Below are 18,132 nucleotides of genomic sequence, written 5' to 3'. Positions count from 1 at the left end.
CAGGGGATCTGGTTCTGGCCGCTTCAAGTCCAGCCAGGCCATTCGCTCCTCCCGGCGCCAAGCCACTATGTTGATGAATGTGCAATGACTATCGCCTGGCGTGTTGCCGGCGATCTTGACGCTGCGGTCTGGATATCCGGTCCACCTGCGTAACAGCCGCTCGGCGACAATCCCGTTAGCAAAGCTGACAACCACGTCGCTTGCCCAGTGCGCAAACACGAACACGCGCATCATGGAGAGGCCGGCAGCGAGCTGCGGACAGCGCTCCGCGTGACCGGTGGCAGGGCTTGCGGCCGAGGTCAGCGCAGCCATGTGCATGGCATGGCCGGAAGAAAGGCGTCCTTGCGGCGGCCGGCCGGCGAAATCCCATGGAGGTGGCGACGACGGTGAGGCTTGTCTGGCCGAGTCTGGTCGAGGGTGCGCTTGAGGAGATAAGGCGCGAGGGGCGCTGCGGCGGCGCGCCGCGAGAACGTCATCAGCAGGATCCGGCGCGGATCGGCGCCTTTGACAATGAGATGGGCGACGCGGTGGGCGAGGGTGTTGGTCTTGCCCGATCCGGCGCCGGCGATGACCAGAAGAGGTGCTCCCACATGGCCGTCGGATGTGATGCCGTGCTCGACGGCGCGGCGCTGCTCCGGATTGAGCGCCTCGAGATACGATGCGGTCGTTGTCGCTAGCACGGTTGGCCCTCTGTTCAGTACCTTGCTCGACGATTCCCCAGGGAACAGCAATGAGATCTGGCCATGCGGGTGTCGGCTTCGCCGCCTCGGGGCAGCCGGGCCGGGGAGCGCTCTGGAATGCGCGAAATCTCGGCGAGCGCTTTCACACGTGTTATAGCCCCCGCGTTTCGAAAGACATGGCGCGAGCGCTCGGCCGATCAAGGAGTTCAGGTCCTACGCGCTGGCCCAGTCGGATCACCGGGGCTTCCCAGTCCGGGAAGACGGCCGGCATCGGCGGCAGGTTGCCGGCGCTGTCCTTCGTTACGCCGAACAGCCGGCGGATGGCTTCCTGGTTGGTGGTGATGCTGTAGAGGGTGCACATGTTCTGATCTGCCAGACTGATGATCCGATTAAATTCCCATCGATGCCGGCGAGTAGTTTCGCACGGTTACAACCGGTAAAATTCTTGAGCGATTTCAGTTCGCTATTCCTGCCGTTGACTCCAGCTTCGATTTGAATGTTCTATTTTTGTTCTTGTCGAATGACAGGTCATTGAGCCACGCCATGAGCGCCTTTCCATCCGCTTCCCGGACCGAGGCCAGCGCTCCAGGTCTCGCCGCTGCGAAGGACACCACCATCGAGGCCGAGGCCGCGCAGCTGCTGCCAGTCTGGCGCTATCACCCCGAGACCGGCAAGCCGGTCGAGACGCAGATGCGCTGGGGCCTCATCCCGTTTGATGCTGATCGTCGTCCGGACTTTCGGCCGATCCATGCCCGTGCGGAGAGCATCGCCGAGAAGCGCATCTTCGCCGGCGCGTACCGCCGGCGGCGCTGTGTCGTGCCGATGACCAGCTTTTACCTCAAGGACGCACGCGGCAAACGTCACACGATTTCGCTGCTGACCCGCGAGCCATTCGGCGTCGCCGGCATCTGGGACAACTGGAAAGATCCGGAGACTAGCCGGTGGGAGCGGACCTTTGCGATCGTCACGGTGCCGGCCAATGCGTTGCTGGCGACGATCCACGACCGGATGCCGGCGATCCTGAACCCGACCGAATTCCCGCGCTGGATGGGCGGCGAGCCTGATCCGCGTGATCTCCTCAAGCCGTTCACGTCCGAGGAGCTCGACGTGTCGCCGGGCCTCGGCAAGCCGCGGCGACGCTGAGGGGAGGCGTGCGATGGCTACGGCTGCATCCATCCCAACCGCGCTCGAGGCGCTGCGCGAGGACATCGCGCGCCTTGCCGCGCCCGCACGGCGGCGCAGGATCCTGCCGTTCGGGGTTGAGCCGCTCGATGCGGCGTTGCCTGGTGGGGGACTTGCACTCGGGGCTGTCCACGAGATCTGCGAAGGCGGCATTGACGCCTGGCGGGCGCCGCTCGCGGCGCTGTTTGCCGCCGGCATCCTGGCGCGCCTCAAGGGGCCGGTGCTGTGGTGCCTGCACAGCCGCGACCTGTTCGCGCCGGCGCTGGCGAGGGTGGGGCTGCACCCCGACCGGGTGATCTATTGCGAGACTTTTAAGGACGCCGAAGTCCTGCCGGCGATGGAAGAGGGGCTGCGCCACCGCGGCCTTGCCGGGGTTGTCGGCGAGCTCGGCCGGCTGCCGCTGACGCCCTCGCGGCGCCTGCAGCTCGCGGCTGAATCCTCCGGCGTCGTTGCCCTGGTGCTGCGCCGCTCCGGCGCCGAGCGCGACGAGAACAACGCAGCGTTCTCGCGCTGGCGGATCGCGCCGGTCGCCTCTGCCGATGAAGCTGATCCTGGTCTGGGGCGTGCGCGCTGGCAGGTCGAGCTGCTGCGCTGCCGCGGTGCGGAAGCCCGTTCTTTTGTTCTGGAGGCGTGTGATGCGAAGGGTTGTCTCGCTGTATCTGCCAGCGTGGGCGACCGATCGCGTCCGGCGGCAGGATCGCTCCGCGCCAGCGCGTGACGTGCCCCTGGTCACGGTGGCGCAGGAAGGCAATCGCCGCCTGATCGCCGCGGCCGATGAGGCCGCCCGCCGGCAGCGGCTCCATCCCGGCATGACGGTCGCCCATGCCCAATCGTTGGTCCCGGAGCTCGTCGTGATCGATGCGGCGCCGGAGGCGGACGCGGCGGCGCTGACGCGCCTTGCGCTGTGGTGCTCGCGGTACTCGCCGCTGGTGACGCCGGACCCGCCGGACGGGGTCTTCATCGATATCGCGGGCTCAGCCCACCTGTTCAAAGGAGAAGCCGCATTGATAGAGGATCTCGGACGGCGCCTCGATGCCGAGGCCATCGGCAACGGTATTGCGGTCGCCGACACGCCGGCCGGCGCCTGGGCCACGGCCCGCTACGGCCGCGAGCGCATCGTGGCGCCGGGGCGAATGTCCGAGGTGCTGGGCCTGCTGCCGGTGGCCGCGCTGCGGTTGCCGCCGGCGACCATCGAGAGCCTCGCAGATGTCGGGATCGAGCGGATCGCCCAGCTCGCCGGCAAACCGCGCTCCGCCCTACAGGCGCGGTTCGGGGGCGAGCTGCTGCTGCGCTTCGACCAGGCGCTCGGGCGTGCCCCTGAGCCGCTGAGCTCGCTGCAGCCGCCGGAGGTGCCATCCGCGACGCTGGTGTTCGCCGAGCCGATTGGGACACCGGAGGATCTGGAGCGGGTCATCGAGCGGCTCTGCGGGACTTTGATGCACGACCTCGAACGCAAGGGCATTGGCGCCCGCCGCCTCGACCTTGTGTTCCTGCGGGTCGACAACATCGCCCAGGCCATCCGCATTGGCACCGCGCGTCCGAACCGCGACCAGCGGCATCTTGCGCGTCTCCTCAAGGAACGCCTGGTGCTGGTCGACCCTGGCTTTGGCGTCGAGCGGGCCACGTTGACGGCCTCCTGGGTCGAGGCACTGAGCGAGCGCCAGACGGTCGGGCAGCATGTCGCGGATGATGAAGGCAGCGTCGATCTCGGACCGCTGGTCGACACCTTGCGCACACGGCTCGGCGCGAACCGGGTGTTCCGCGTGTCGCCGGTCGAGAGCGATCTGCCGGAGCGGGCGGTGCGCCGGATCTCGCCGGTGGCGCCGGTGGTGGGGTGCTCCTGGCCCGCGGACCTGCCGCGGCCGGCGCGGCTTCTCACCCCGCCGGAGCCGATCAGCGCCATTGCGCAGGTCCCGGATGCGCCGCCGCGGCTGTTCGTCTGGCACAGGCGGCGCTACCGCGTGGCGCGGGCCGATGGCCCTGAACGCATTCTCGGCGAGTGGTGGGTGTCGGACGAGGAGATCGGGCAGAGGCGCGACTACTACCGCGTCGAATGCACGGACGGACAGCGCTTCTGGCTGTTCCGTGATGCGCCGGCCGATGAAGGCGGGCGGTGGTGGCTGCATGGGCTGGGAGAGGCATGAGCTACGCCGAACTCGAAGTCACATCGCATTTCTCGTTCCTGCGTGGCGCCTCCAGCGCCGAGGAGCTGTTCGCGACCGCGGCGCTGCTCGGCATCCCGGCGCTTGGCATCACCGACCGCAACACGCTCGCCGGCATCGTGCGGGCGCATGAGGCGGCCAGGACCACGGGCGTGCGCCTCGTCGTCGGCTGCCGGCTTGATTTGGAGGATTTCCCGTCGCTGCTGGTCTATCCGGTCGACCGGGCCGGTTATGGCCGGCTGAGCAGGCTGCTGACGCTCGGCAAGGCTCGCGCGGGTAAGGGCAAGTGCTCGCTTTCGATCGCGGACGTCGAGGCGTGGTCCGAGGGATCGATCGCGGTGCTGGTCTCGGACCTGCCGGGGGAGGCGCTCGATAGCGAGCTGCGGCGCTTGCGGTCGACCTTCGGCGACCGGGCCTACTGCAGCCTGACGCGGCGCTTCCGGCCCAATGACGCGGCGCGGCTGCGGGGCATTGCCGAGGCTGCTGCACGGGCCGGGGTGCCGACGGTCGTGACCGGCGACGTGCTCTATCACGAGGCCGGCCGGCGCATGCTGCACGACGTGATGACTTGCATTCGCCTCAAGACCACCATCGACAGGGCGGGCTTCCTGAAGGAGCGGCATGCGGATCGTTTTCTGAAATTGCCCCAGGAGGTGGCGCGGCTGTTCCAGCCCTATCCCGAGGCGGTGGCGCGCAGCCTCGAGATCGCGGCGCGCTGCCGCTTCTCGCTCGATGAGCTCGCCTACACCTATCCCCGGGAAGGCCAGGACGGTCTGTCGGCGCAGGAGCTGCTGGAAAAGCTGACCTTCGAGGGCGCCGCCCAGCGCTATCCGGAAAGTGCTCCCGATGCGGTGGTGATGCAGCTGCGCCATGAGCTCAGCCTGATCGAGAAGATGGGCTATGCGCCGTATTTCCTGACGGTGGACTCGATCGTTCGCTTCGCTCGCTCCAGAGGCATCTTGTGCCAGGGGCGGGGATCGGCGGCGAACTCCGCTGTGTGCTTTGTGCTCGGCGTCACGTCGATCGACCCGGTGCGGCAAGGGCTGTTGTTCGAACGTTTTGTGTCCGAGGAGCGCCGCGAGCCGCCCGACATCGATGTCGATTTCGAACACGAGCGGCGCGAAGAGGTCATCCAGTGGATCTATCAGACCTACGGCCGGACGCGCTCGGCGCTGGCGGCGACGGTCGCACGCTACCGCTCGCGCGGCGCGGTGCGCGAGGTCGGCAAGGCGCTCGGCGTGCCCGAGGATATCACCGGCGCGCTGGCGCGCCTGGTGTGGGGCTGGAGCGAGGAGGGCGTCACGGAGGCGGAGCTCCGTGAACTCAATCTCAATCCGAGCGACCGGCGGTTGCGCCTGACCCTCGAGCTCGCTCGCCAGCTGATCGGAACGCCGCGGCACCTGTCGCAGCATCCCGGTGGGTTTGTGCTCACCCACGACAGATTGGATGAAATGGTGCCGATCGAGCCGGCGGCGATGGAGCTGCGCCAGGTCATCGAGTGGGACAAGGATGATCTTGAGGCCGTTGGCCTCATGAAAGTCGACGTGCTGGGACTTGGCATGCTCGGCTGCATGCGGCGGGCCTTTGATCTTCTGAAGGCCCACAAGGGCATCGAGCTCGATCTGGCGACCATTCCGGCCGAGGATCCCGACACCTACGCCATGATCCAGCGCGCCGACACGGTTGGCGTCTTCCAGATCGAGAGCCGGGCGCAGATGTCGATGCTGCCGCGGATGAAGCCCTCGCGGTTTTACGATCTCGTCATCGAGGTTGCGATCGTCCGTCCTGGACCGATCCAGGGCGATATGGTGCATCCCTATCTGCGGCGTCGCGAGGGCAAGGAGGCGGTGGTGTACCCAACGCCCGAGCTTGAAAAGGTCCTGGGCAAGACGCTCGGCGTGCCGCTGTTCCAGGAGCAGGCGATGCAGGTCGCGATGGTCGCGGCCGGGTTCTCGGCGAGCGAGGCCGACCAGCTGCGCCGCGCCATGGCGACCTTCAAGTTCACCGGCGGGGTCAACAAGTTCCGCCATAAGCTCGTGCAGGGGATGATCGACAATGGCTATACCCGCGACTTCGCGGACCGCACCTTCCGTCAGCTCGAAGGTTTCGGCTCCTATGGCTTCCCGGAAAGTCACGCGGCGAGCTTTGCGTTGATCGCGTATGCGTCGAGCTGGATGAAATGCCATCACCCGGACGTGTTCTGCGCCGCGCTGTTGAACGCCCAGCCGATGGGCTTCTACCATCCAGCACAGCTCGTCCGCGACGCCCGGCAGGATGCGGTCAATCATGGCGTGGCGGTGCGACCGATCGATATCAACGCCTCCGAGTGGGACTGCACGCTGGAGCCGCTCGACGGTGGCCGCCATGCCGTGCGGCTGGGCTTGCGCATGGCGCGGGGGCTTGCCGAGAAGGACGGCCGGCGGATGGTCGAGATGAGGGGCGGGGCATACCGCTCTATTCTCGATCTCGCTCGCCGCAGCAGTATCCCGGTCGCTGCCATGGTGCAGCTGGCGCGCGCCGACGCTTACAGCTCGCTTGGCCTCAGCCGGCGCGAGGCGTACTGGGCCATCAAGGCGCTGCGCAACGACAGCTTGCCGTTGTTCGCTGCGGCTGACCGGCGCGAGGGGCATTTTACGCCCGACCATGCGGAGCCAGAGGTTGCTCTCGATCCGATGTCAGGCGGAAGGGAGGTGGTCGAGGACTACCGCTCGGTAGGGCTGTCGCTGCGCGCCCACCCCGTGAGTTTCCTGCGGGAGGAACTCGGCCGGCGCGGAATCTTGCCCTGCAGTGCGCTACGCACTGCGAAGGATGGCTGCCGGATCACTGTCGCAGGGCTGGTGCTTGTCCGGCAGATGCCGGGTTCTGCGAAGGGTGTGATGTTCATCACCCTGGAGGATGAGACCGATATCGCCAACCTCATTGTGTGGCCGTCACTGTTCGACAAGCAGCGCCGGATCATTCTCGGCGCCCAGATGATGGCCTGCCGCGGCAAGGTGCAGAGCGTCAGCGGCGTGATCCATGTGGTCGGTGATTATCTCATCGATCAGTCGGAGTTGCTCAACAGCGTCGGTGGGCGGGATGGTAAGTTCACGCTGCCGGCGGGGCGCGGAGACGAGGCCCGGCACGGGGGAAGTGGAGTGGATAGCCGGGAGCCGAAGACGCCGCCGACGGTGCGGCCGCGAGACATTTATATTCCCGATCTGCACATCGATACGCTGAAAGTGAAGGCGCGGAATTTTCGGTGAGGGGAGCGAAGCGACCGCGGAGCGGTCGGGCCTGTACGACGGTCGCTGAGTTTTTGGAAGGAGCACTTTTTGTGCGCCCGCATTTGCGGGGCGGGCTCTCGTGAACCGGGTCGCTTCGCGTCCCGGCCTTGCGGCTTCGATCCCTCGCATGCCCGACGTCGTCGAAGCATACTCACCGTGACCACTGTGCCCCGGGGAAGCGCCAGCTGGGGCATGACCATGTTCCCTCGAGTTGGCTCGAGCCGATTGCAGGACCATTTCACAAACTGTTCCCAGCATTAGAGAGAGGTGTTTGGCTCGAGAAGTCTCTATTCATCCCTTCGCGAAGTGGTCTCCTCGACCCTTCCTCCGTGACTTGGTGCCCGGCTTCGTCTGGAAGCCGGGCATCTTTTTCGGGCGATGCGACGAAGCCCGGCATTGTCATCCAGCTTTCTCGCTGTGCTGACCGACTAGCAGGGTTGTATCCAAAGCCGGTATTCCTTTTTCAAATTTTCCCTGAAAGTCCTTCCACAAATTTCGGATGAGCCTGCGGCCCGCTGACATGCAACCTTCTTACAAACGCATAATCAGAATGAGGGGGAAATCCATGACAGCCATCACAACGCGTGTCGGCCGGACTAAATCTGGCCTCTCTTCAATTGCGCTAGCGATGTTTAGCCTGATGCTGGCGACGTATGCGATCAATGCCATGGACCGACTGGTCTTTCCGTTGCTCGCATCCGACATCCGCAAGGAATTCGGCTTTACCGTTGCTGACACCGGGCTAATCGGGACGATCTTCACAATCGGACTGGCAATAGCTGGCTGGCCGACCGCCTACTTGCTCTCGCGTCTTCCACGCAAGGCAGTGTTCCAGGTCGGCGCGGGCATATTTTCCGCAGCAACTATTCTTATTGCATTGGCTGCGGGGTTTTTCGACATGCTGACTTACCGCGCACTGACAGGCGTTGGTGAAGTCATGCAGCAGATAGCGTTGACAACGATCGCTACGTCTTACTTTGTTCGTTCGCGGGCATTCGCCATAGCTACCACTCAGATTGCGTTCTCGATAGGCAACTTCGCCGGTCCGCTATTGGCGAGTACCGCAGTCGCAATTTACGGAGAATGGCGTGGCGCATTCTGGGCCTTCGGGCTAGCAGGATTTGCGATGATGGCCTTTGTTGCCGTCTTTGTTCGTCGAGATTTCACAGAAATACAATCGGAGAGCTCGACCGTTAAGCTAGTCGGCGGGGCAGATAAGCTTCTAAATCGCAACACCGTAATTCTTGCGGTCATGACCTTGCTTACTGGTCCAGTTTTGTACGGGTATCTGGGTCTTTATTCAACGTTTCTGCGCGAGCAAATGCACTTTGCGCCACAGGACGTAGCGAAGGTCATGAGTTTTTTTGGTCTCGGAGGATTGTTCGCGCCGGTTGGTGGTTGGATTGGTGACCGCGCGTCGCAGCGAAGTTTGTTGATGGCGGGCTACGCTGCTTTAGCGCTTTTCGGCTACCTGCTTTTCTCCTACGCGCAGAGCGTATCCGCGCATTGCGTGCTCTCATTGTGCTGGGGGTTTGCGCACGCCGCAATAATTTACGTCAACCTTTGGAGTGCGCAAATAAAAACGGTCGACGCAAAACTTAACGCTAAGGCGTCTGGCGTCTTTTTTACGTGTCTTTATACGACATCAGCTTTCAGTGGATACTTGATGGGGTCCTTGGTGACCGCAGGCGGCTGGGCTAATGCGGCTATGATTCAAATTAGTTTGCTTTCCATCATCTGCGTCGTCCTGAGTGGCTTTATAAGCCCGGCCCTTTTTTCAAAGCCATCCACGTTACTCAGTGAGTCGACGTAAAAGACCTGCCGCTCAAAAACATGCGAAGTAAGGATGTTGGTTCGTGAGTGAACAACATGAAGTCAAGGGCTTCTGCTCAATTTGTGTATCGCGTTGCGGCACCATCAATACGGTGTCCAATGACGTTTTTCTGAGCGTGCGCGCAGATCCATCGCATCCCAACGGCAAGGCGGTGTGCATGAAGGGGAGAGCTGCCCCAGAACTCGCACACAATCCGAACCGCCTCGCATACCCGATGCGTCGTACGGCCGAAAAAGGTTCGCAAGATCCGCTTTGGGTGCGGATCAGTTGGGATGATGCTCTGGCAGAGATCGCCGAAAAACTGAATCTGTTCAAAAAGGAGAGTGGAGCAGAATCAATAGTCGTAGGCTCAACTACGCCAAGTGGTTCGTTGTGCGATAGCTTCGAGTGGTTAAAGCGATTTGCTCAGCTATTCGGAACCCCAAACTTTCTAGGCACAACCGAAATCTGCAATTGGCACAAAGACGACGCGAACGTCTTTACGTTTGGCTGCCCTACGCCACCAGGTGATCACCGCAATGCTGACGTCATCCTGCTTTGGGGGAACAACCCAGCCAACACGTGGCTTGCGCAAGCTGACGCGATTGGCCAGGGACGCGCAAAAGGCGCCAAGCTCGTCGTCGTAGACCCGCGCCCAACCGGCTTGGCCCGGCAAGCCGATCTTTGGCTTCGCGTGCGCCCTGGGACCGACGGCGCCTTGGCGCTTGGAATCGCCAACGCAATGGTCACTCACGGCGGAATCGATCATGAATTCGTTCGCAGATGGACGAACGCGCCGCTTCTGGTGCGGGTTGATACGGGGCAATTTCTCCGAGAGCAGCATATCGATCCGAACGCTAAGCAGAACCGTTTTTGTACTTGGAGCATCTCGCAAGGGCGCGTCGATTTTCCAAGCTCTCAAGCTGGTGCCGACCAGACCGATGTCGCTCTGGCCGGGATATACTCTGTTGAAATTCTGGGAAGCGACGGGATCGTCAAAACGGTCGAGTGCAAGCCAGCTTTCGTTTCCTATTGCGAGGCGATCGCTCCGTTCACTCCTGATAAAGTCGAGGAGATTTGCGATGTGCCCGCGGCTCAAGTTCTGCAAGCCGCGGAGTTTCTCAAACCTCGACAGCGCATATCGCATTATGCGTGGTCTGGCGTTGGCCAGCATACAAATGCCACTCAAACAGCGCGAGCAATAGCCACGCTCTATGCGTTAACGGGCTCATTCGACCAAAAAGGTTCGAACTGGGTGTTCGCTACTCACCCCGCAAACAAGATCGAAGACTACTACGCGTTTGTGTCGCCGGAACAGAGGGCAAAGGCTTTGGGATTGTCCGAGCGCCCGCTCGGTCCCGCTGCCAAGGGTACAATAAATATTCCAGATCTCTGCACGGCAATCCTCGAAGAAAAGCCTTACAAGGTACGAGGTTTGCTTACATTTGGATTGGCTCCGCACACTTCAAATGTGGATGCTGGCCGAATGGAAAAAGCCTTTCGAGCCCTGGAATTCCACGTTCATTGCGATCTATTCGAAACGCCGGCGGCGCGACATGCCGATATTCTTCTCCCTTCTTGCAGTTTTCCCGAGCGTGAAGCGCTTCGTACCGGATTCGAGATTAGCGAACAGGCCGTCGAGCATATTCAATTTCGTCCACGGCTGGTTACGCCTCGTGGGGAGAGTCGACCAGATTATCAGATTGCTTTCGACCTAGCGGTGCGTCTCGGCATGGAGGAGGCGTTCTTCGGCGGCAGCGTAGAATCGGGGTGGAATTACGTCCTCGCTCCTCTAGGCCTAGATGTTTCGACATTGCGCAATCACCCGGGTGGACTGAACAAGCCACTTAAACAGCTTGAACGCAAATTTGCGCTTCCGAATCGGGAGGGCGGGCTGCGTGGATTCAATACACCTACGGCTCGAGTTGAACTTTATTCAGAGGCGCTTTTGCGGGCTGGTTATTCCGCCGTGCCTACTTACGTTGCTCCGATAAATGATTTGTCTTTGAAGTCACTGGGAGCAGAGCGATTTCCATTTGTACTGTCATCAGCAAAAAATGGATACTACTGTCACAGTCAGCACCGCAATCTCGCTTCACTACGTAAGCGGGCTCCTTATCCGATCGCCGAGCTAAGTTCAAACGTGGGTAGCCGTAAGGGGATTTCTGAAGGCGATTGGGTGCGCATCACCACCGAAAATGGTTCGGCACGATTTCGTGCGAAATTCATCAATGAAATGGCCGATGATGTCGTCGTCGCAGAGTTCGGCTGGTGGCAGGCCTGCACGGATATTGGTTTGGATGCTTTACCGGTCGAGGGTGAGAGCAATTCCAATTTCAGTAATCTAGTGATCGGCGGCAACCGCGATCCGATCAGTGGATCATCGCCATTGCGTTCATCTCAATGCAATATTGAGCGGGACACTTCAGTAAAAAGCCAGCCTTGGCATGGTTTTCGTGATTTCAGGGTAACGCGAACTCACGAAGAGGCGGAGGGTGTCCGCACTGTGAGGATGGAAGCCGTCGATGGTGGGCCCGTGCCTGACTACCTGCCTGGTCAGCATATCACCGTGCGCATTCCTGAGCTGGGTGACGTGATGCGCTGTTACTCTCTCGTCGGATCCGCTCAAGAGATCGAGCGTCGCGGCTATACCATTTCAGTTCGGCATGTCCGAGCGCAGAAGCCAACCGGCGAAACCGTAGATGGATTAGTGTCGAGCTACATTCATTGCGCTCTTAAGGTTGGACAAGTCGTATCTCTAAAAGCACCCAGCGGTCAGTTTGTTATGCCACTTGCGTCGAAACAGCCGATCGTGCTTTTTGCGGGTGGGATTGGCATCACACCGTTCGTCGCTTATCTGGAGACATTGGCCGACCAAGTAAACGTTCCTGATGTGCTGCTGTTATATGCGAACAGGAGCAGCAGGTCGCACGCGTATGCCAAGCGGATTTTCGAGCTGCGGGAGGATATTCCCTCGCTGACAGTTGTGAATTGCTACGACGTTTCGGACGGAAGTCCAGATGAAGCGCATGTCGCTGTAATAGGGCGTATGAATGGCGACATGGTTGACGCGGATCTAATTCGCCGGCGCGCGAGGTTCTATTTCTGTGGGCCAGAGCCAATGATGAACAGCATTACTGAGCAGTTGGTTGCGCGTGGGGTGCCGCCGTTCGACATATTTCGAGAAGCTTTCAAATCTCCATCCATGCCAAACCTTAATCCGACGCAGAAATTTTCGGTTACATTTGCTCGTTCTGGAAAAATCATGGAATGGTCGCCGGACAAGGGTAGCCTTCTTGCGTTTGGTGAGAGCATGGGAATATCGATGGCCAGTGGATGCCGCGTCGGTCAATGCGAGAGCTGTGCGGTGCGTGTCGTCGCCGGTGTTGTCGAGCACATGAATGGCGGCGGTCCGGATGATCCAAAAATGTGTCTGGCGTGCCAAGCAATTCCCGCGAGTAACGTTACGATTGACGCTTAGGGGCAGCTCCGCTTGGGTTTGGAAGCGATCTGAACCTATCGCTTCGGCAAAATGAAGCGAATCCGCAGAATTTTGCTCAGGCGGTAGTCTTCGAACAGATCGACGATGGTCCCTGGTCAGTGTTACTGCAGTCTTGATGCTGCGGCCCCTCGTAGTCGCGTCAGCCAAGTGGCGGTCGAAAATGGCCCCCGGTTGTGGGAGTGACGTCGTCGAGTTCGTCCTGCGTCGGCCGCCGGTCCCGCCCCGCTCCTTGCTTTTCCCGACGAGCTTCAGGTGGGTGAGGGCGATACGCGCCAGCCGCGCTTCCTCAGGTGATGCCTCGACACCATGCACGGCAGCCGCATGGGACAGGACCGTGCGGATGAACGACAGGTCAATGGCGAGTGTTGCAGGTCCGGCGCCTTCCTTGGCGCGCTTGCGGCCAAACTCGATGAGACGACCGCGGTCGAGCGCCGGCAGTTTGACGCTGCCGAGTTCTATCTTGAGGGCGGCAAGAACGGCGGCCTTGGACCGGCGTGGGGGCCTGCCGATCTCCTTCATGTCCTCCTCATGCAGATCGATGAGGTCCCCGAATGTCCGCAGGTGCAGCCGAGCGCTCGAACGGGGGCCTCTGCCCCGGTCGATGTTGCGCTCGACCTCAAGTGCCCATTCCTCGCCGTCCTTGCGGCGACGGAAGGTCTCGGCCACGTAGCGTCCCTTGCGGCGGATCTGGACGCGCCAGTTTCCTGATGCCATCTGAGTGAACGTTGCCACGCGTGTGCACTCCGGATTTCGTGTGCGCTATGTGTGCACTGAGAGGTCAAAACAGGTACAAACGTGTGCAATTTCGCCCAGTTTGGTGTGCACACGTTCGTGTTTCATCCCGTTGAGAGCATAGGGTAAATCATTGGAATCGCAAGATTATCGCTTCTCTGTGGCACCCATGATGGACTGGACGGACCGGCACTGCCGGGCGTTCCACCGCCGGCTGTCGCGCCGGGCGCGGCTGTATACGGAGATGCTGACGACGGGGGCGATCATCCATGGCGATCGCCAGCGGCTGCTCGGCTTCGATCCGAGCGAGCATGCGGTGGCGCTGCAACTCGGCGGGTCGGATCCCGCAGCGCTCGCCGAGAGCGCGCGGATCGGCGCCGATTTCGGCTATGACGAGATCAATCTCAATGTCGGCTGCCCGTCCGACCGCGTGAAGGACGGCCGCTTCGGCGCTTGTCTGATGGCCGAGCCGGCGCTGGTGGCATCCTGTGTCGCGGCGATGAAGCGCGCGGTCGCGGTGCCGGTCACCGTGAAGTGTCGCATCGGCATCGACGACCAGGATCCTGAGGTCGCCCTCGACACGCTCGCACGCGCGGTGGTCGACGCCGGCGCCGATCTCCTGATCGTGCATGCCCGCAAGGCCTGGCTCAACGGCCTGTCGCCGAAGGAGAACCGCGACATCCCGCCGCTCGATTACGATCGCGTCTATCGCCTCAAGGCAGCGATGCCGCAGGTGCCGATCGTCATCAATGGCGGCGTCGGCAGCATTGCCGAGGCGCGCCGCCATCTCGCCCATGTCGATGGCGTGATGCTGGGCCGCGCCGCCTATCACGATCCCTGGCGGTTGCTCGCGGTGGATTCGGAGTTGTTCGGCGAAGCCGCGCCCCATGCCGACATGAAGGCCGCGCTCGCCGCCTTCGAGCCCTATATCGAGGCGCAGCTCGCGCGCGGGGTGCGGCTGCATGCCATCACCCGCCACATGGTCGGCGCGTTCCAGGCGGTGCCGGGGGCGCGTGCGTTCCGTCGTCATCTCGCTGAGCATGGCGTGCGGCCGGGTGCGGGAATTGATGTGCTGCGGGACGCGGCCGCGCTGGTGCGCGAGGCGCCGCTGGTCGCGGATGCGGCATAGCGACGGCGCGGGCGTCGCTCAGGGATAGCCGCGCAGCATCAGCTTGTCGGCGCGCACTTCCCAGCTTTCGAGGCGGTCGAGAAAGCTCATGCCGAGCAGGTTGCTCTTGAGCTGGCCGCGCGGCACCACCAGCGCCGGCACCGACCGCTCGACCAGCTTGCCGATCGACAGGCGATCCAGCGTCAGCCGCGCGGCGCGGGTGTGGCCGTTGGCGGTCTCGATCTCGACATTGTACTCCAGCAGCTCGAGCGGCAGGCCCGCCGCCTTGGCCGTCTCATAGGTCAGCACCACCGAGCTCGCGCCGGTGTCGACCACCATCGGCGTGACCACGCCATTGATCTTGGCGTGCAGCGAGAACTCGCCGCTGGTGCCGCGCGGCACTTCGGCGACGCGGCTGCTGGCGACCATCGGACGTGCGGCCTGCGCGCTGAACACATGGCTGACGACATGCCGCGCCTTGATCAATTCCGCGGGGTCGCCATAGGCGAGTACGGCGCCGAAGGTCGCGACCAGCAGCACGAGGAGGGCGAGCAGCCGGTTCATGCCGCGGCCCTCAGGACGAGGCGAAGTCTCCGTGCGGCGCGGGCAGCCCGGCGGCGGCGAGGCGGGCGGGCAGGGCGGCCATTACCGTTCGCCGCGCGTCCGGCGACAGGGCGCTCCAGGCGCCGATCTCCGCGAGCGTGCGTCCGCAACCGCGGCACAGTCCGCTGAGCGGATCGATGACGCAAACCTTGATGCAGGGCGTGTCCACACTCATGCGGCTGTTGAGCCACATCCGGCGCCGTGTCGCAATCGCTTTTGTCGGCGCGGATCACGGCAGACCCGTCCCCGCGTTCATGATCGAATGGGCCCGGCGCTGCGCCGCGTCGCCGGACAGGTAGCTGCGCTCGGCGGGCTGCAGCGGCGGCGCGGGCTCGCGCATCGGCGCCAGCGCCGACATCACCCGCTCCGGCGGGAAGGTGACGACCACTTCGGTGCCAATGCGCAGCTTCGACTTCAGCGTGAACGTGCCGCCGTGCATGTCGACGAGGCTCTTGGCGATCGGCAGGCCGAGACCCGCGCCCTGTTCAGCCGACTTGATCGAATTCGAGCCCTGGCCGAACGAGGCCAGCACGATCGGGATCTCGTCCTCGGGAATGCCCGAGCCGGTGTCCTTGACGCTGAGATACTGCCCGCCCGACGCCGTCCAGCCGACCTTGAGCCAGATCTCGCCGCCCTGGGGCGTGAACTTGATGGCGTTGGAGAGGAGGTTCAGCACGATCTGCCGCGCGGCCCGCTCGTCCGCCCACAGCCGCGGCATGTTTTGTTCGAACACCTCGTGGATGGTGATGCCGCGGTTGGAGGCGCGCAGCTTGAGCAGGTGATGGCAGTCCGCCACCACATGGGTCAGCGAGATCGCCTCCTCGTTGAGCTCGTAGCGCCCAGCCTCGATCCGCGACAGGTCGAGGATCTCGTTGATGAGGTTGAGCAGGTGCACGCCGGAATTGTGAATGTCGGCGGAGTAGTCCTTGTACACCGCGACGGCGTGCGGGCCAAAGATCTCGCTCTTCATCACCTCGGAGAAGCCGAGGATGGCATTCAGCGGCGTGCGCAGCTCGTGGCTCATCTGGGCGAGGAAGCGCGACTTGGCGACATTCGCAGCTTCTGCCCGGTAGCGCGCCTCGTCGGAGATCGACTTGGCCTGCTCGAGCTCGCCGATCAGCGCATCCTTTTCGGCGCGCGCCTCCAGCGTCGCCAGCGTGGTCGAGTGCAGGCGATGGGCGAGCAGCGCGAAGTAACCTTCCGCGGTCACCGCGAGAATGGCGAGGATGTAGTCGTCGAGCGTGCCGCGCATCACGAAGTTGAGCGCGATCGCCGAGGTCACCGGCACGGTGGCCGCGAGCGCCGCGATCGGCAGGCTGGCGGCGAGCATGCTGGACACCGCGACGACCAGCAGCATCACGAACAGCATCAGCATGTTCGAGACGACGTCGAGGCCCGACGGGTGCACCAGGATCACGGTCCAGGCAAGGCCATAGATCAGGTCGAGTGCGATGAACCGCAGACGCCATTTGCGCGTCGTGCCCGGCGAAGCGGTCTCGGCGAGGAACTTGCGGCAGTTGTGGATGATGACGCCGTGGATGGCGAGGATGCCGGAGGTCCAGGCGGCGGCGCCGAGCGGGCGCACCCAGAAGCCGGACAACAGTCCGGTGGCGACCACCAGCAGCATCACCACGAACGACGCCGACAGCCGGGTCTGGGCATACTGGCGCAGCAGTTCGTGGTCGAAGGCCGGGCGGGTGCCGCTGGTCGAGGTCAGGCGGTCGCGCGCTTCGCGCACGCGCTGTGCCGCCGCGCGGCGGTTGCGCGCCGGCGAGGCGGCCGGTTCGGCCGGCCCCGGACCGACTGAAGGAAACTCGCCGGACTCACTCATCGACAACCACAATTCCCGCGTGCACGCACGTCTGCATTCCTGCCAACCATCCATGACAAGAAATCGTTAAGACTGACCTTAGAGGGCACGACAATCAGGTTAATGGTGACTTAACGCAGCGCGTCCGAGGCCAGGGCGCCCGGACCTTCTGCCGCGGGAGCGGTGGTTGCGCCGCCATCTCAGCAGGTCACGGTAAAGGGCTTGAAAGAACTTCACAAAAGCAACGAGGCGGCGCTTGTGCGCCGCCTCGGGGTATCACGGGACCGGGCGTCGTCCGGCGACGTGTCAGCGCTGCAGGCGCGCCATCAGGCTGGAGGTGTCCCAGCGGCCGCCGCCCATCTTCTGCACCTCGGCATAGAAGTTGTCGACGAGGGCGGTCACCGGCAGGCTGGCGCCGTTGCGGCGGGCTTCGGCGAGGCAGATCGACAGGTCCTTGCGCATCCAGTCGACGGCAAAGCCGAACTCGTATTTGCCCTCGTCCATGGTCTTGTAGCGATTCTCCATCTGCCAGGACTGCGCCGCGCCCTTGGAGATGGTCTCGACAACGGCGTTGACGTCGAGGCCGGCCTTCTTGGCGAAGTGCAGTCCCTCGGACAGGCCCTGGACGAGGCCTGCGATGCAGATCTGGTTGACCATCTTGGTGAGCTGGCCGGCGCCGGCCGGCCCCAGCAGCTTGCACGCCCGCGCGTAGGCCGCGATCACCGGCTCGGCGCGCTTGTAGGCGGCCTCGTCGCCGCCGCACATCACCGTCAGCACGCCATTTTCGGCGCCGGCCTGGCCGCCGGACACCGGCGCGTCGATGAAGGTGAAGCCGCCGGCCCTGGCGGCGGCATCGAGCTCCCGCGCCACTTCGGCAGAGGCGGTGGTGTGGTCGACGAACACGCTGCCCGCCGTCATGCCGGCGAACGCGCCGTTGGCGCCGGTCGTCACTTCGCGCAGGTCGTTGTCATTGCCGACGCAGGCCATCACGAAATCCTGGCCGACTGCAGCTTCCTTCGGGGTCGCGGCGGTCTTGCCGCCGAACTTGTCGGCCCACGCCTTCGCCTTGGCGGCGGAGCGGTTGTAGACCGTGACCTCGTGCTGGCCCTTGGTGACGAGATGCCCGGCCATGGGGAACCCCATCACGCCGAGCCCGAGAAAAGCGACTTTCGCCATGTGATGAACCTTTGTTCCGGTTTTTTGAGCTCCGCAGGCATCGAGCCGGCGCGGCCGTCGCCGGGGAAGCGACGCGTGCCTGTCCCTGAGGAGCTGTG

At 63.2% G+C, this 18,132-nt stretch carries 13 protein-coding genes and 1 pseudogene; 8 read left to right on the top strand and 6 right to left on the bottom strand.

Translation table 11 applies throughout. The annotated features are described in order from the left end of the window. Positions 1-449: 449 nt before the first annotated feature. Together JQ639_RS03875 and JQ639_RS35600 are read right to left on the bottom strand one after the other, a co-directional pair. Positions 450-680, bottom strand: a pseudogene (locus JQ639_RS03875) (UvrD-helicase domain-containing protein); the annotation flags it as partial. A gap of 151 nt (positions 681-831) precedes the next feature. Next, the gene (locus JQ639_RS35600; RefSeq protein WP_211969319.1) at positions 832-1,041 is read right to left on the bottom strand and encodes an SOS response-associated peptidase family protein; all 210 of its coding nucleotides are present in this window, start codon (positions 1,039-1,041) and stop codon (positions 832-834) included. A 182-nt stretch (positions 1,042-1,223) separates the two neighbouring features. On the opposite strand from JQ639_RS35600, the gene JQ639_RS03865 reads away from it, so the two are divergent. The 8 genes from JQ639_RS03865 to dusA all read left to right on the top strand — a co-directional run bounded on the left by JQ639_RS03865 (position 1,224) and on the right by dusA (position 14,466). After that, entirely contained in the window at positions 1,224-1,823 is a 600-nt protein-coding gene (locus JQ639_RS03865; protein ID WP_211969320.1) for an SOS response-associated peptidase, read from the top strand. 13 nt (positions 1,824-1,836) lie between these two features. Then, positions 1,837-2,580 (top strand): ImuA family protein, encoded by a 744-nt coding sequence (locus JQ639_RS03860; RefSeq protein ID WP_211969321.1) that lies wholly within the window; start codon positions 1,837-1,839, stop codon positions 2,578-2,580. A gap of 16 nt (positions 2,581-2,596) precedes the next feature. Then, positions 2,597-4,006, top strand: coding sequence for a DUF6504 family protein (locus tag JQ639_RS03855; RefSeq protein WP_349644739.1), 1,410 nt, complete (start codon positions 2,597-2,599; stop codon positions 4,004-4,006). Continuing rightward, on the top strand, positions 4,003-7,269 hold the full coding sequence (locus JQ639_RS03850) for an error-prone DNA polymerase (RefSeq protein ID WP_211969322.1): 3,267 nt from the start codon (positions 4,003-4,005) through the stop codon (positions 7,267-7,269). Before JQ639_RS03855 ends, JQ639_RS03850 begins: the two co-directional genes overlap by 4 nt. A 586-nt stretch (positions 7,270-7,855) precedes the next feature. Next, complete coding sequence (locus tag JQ639_RS03845) at positions 7,856-9,103, top strand: MFS transporter (RefSeq protein ID WP_211969323.1); 1,248 nt, start codon at positions 7,856-7,858, stop codon at positions 9,101-9,103. Positions 9,104-9,146: 43 nt separating this feature from the next. Further along, positions 9,147-12,584: a molybdopterin-dependent oxidoreductase gene (locus tag JQ639_RS03840; protein ID WP_211969324.1), complete on the top strand. Its 3,438-nt coding sequence runs from the start codon at positions 9,147-9,149 to the stop codon at positions 12,582-12,584. Between the two features lie 342 nt (positions 12,585-12,926). Further along, the gene (locus JQ639_RS03835) at positions 12,927-13,313 is read left to right on the top strand and encodes a hypothetical protein (protein ID WP_211969325.1); all 387 of its coding nucleotides are present in this window, start codon (positions 12,927-12,929) and stop codon (positions 13,311-13,313) included. A gap of 157 nt (positions 13,314-13,470) precedes the next feature. Continuing rightward, complete coding sequence (gene dusA / locus JQ639_RS03830; protein ID WP_211969326.1) at positions 13,471-14,466, top strand: tRNA dihydrouridine(20/20a) synthase DusA; 996 nt, start codon at positions 13,471-13,473, stop codon at positions 14,464-14,466. An 18-nt stretch (positions 14,467-14,484) separates the two neighbouring features. Here dusA and JQ639_RS03825 read toward each other — a convergent pair whose 3' ends face one another. The 4 genes from JQ639_RS03825 to JQ639_RS03810 form a co-directional block, all read right to left on the bottom strand. Next, positions 14,485-15,009: a TIGR02281 family clan AA aspartic protease gene (locus tag JQ639_RS03825; RefSeq protein WP_211969327.1), complete on the bottom strand. Its 525-nt coding sequence runs from the start codon at positions 15,007-15,009 to the stop codon at positions 14,485-14,487. A 10-nt stretch (positions 15,010-15,019) separates the two neighbouring features. Continuing rightward, positions 15,020-15,241, bottom strand: coding sequence for a DUF1289 domain-containing protein (locus JQ639_RS03820; protein ID WP_249123521.1), 222 nt, complete (start codon positions 15,239-15,241; stop codon positions 15,020-15,022). Between the two features lie 36 nt (positions 15,242-15,277). Further along, positions 15,278-16,879, bottom strand: a complete 1,602-nt coding sequence (locus JQ639_RS03815; RefSeq protein ID WP_211969328.1) for a sensor histidine kinase — start codon at positions 16,877-16,879, stop codon at positions 15,278-15,280. 285 nt (positions 16,880-17,164) lie between these two features. After that, on the bottom strand, positions 17,165-18,034 hold the full coding sequence (locus tag JQ639_RS03810; RefSeq protein ID WP_211969329.1) for an NAD(P)-dependent oxidoreductase: 870 nt from the start codon (positions 18,032-18,034) through the stop codon (positions 17,165-17,167). Between the last annotated feature and the right edge of the window lie 98 nt (positions 18,035-18,132).

The sequence above is a fragment of the Bradyrhizobium sp. U87765 SZCCT0048 genome (assembly GCF_018131225.1).
Classification (GTDB): domain Bacteria; phylum Pseudomonadota; class Alphaproteobacteria; order Rhizobiales; family Xanthobacteraceae; genus Bradyrhizobium_A.
This window is presented reverse-complemented; position numbering and strand designations above follow the sequence as displayed.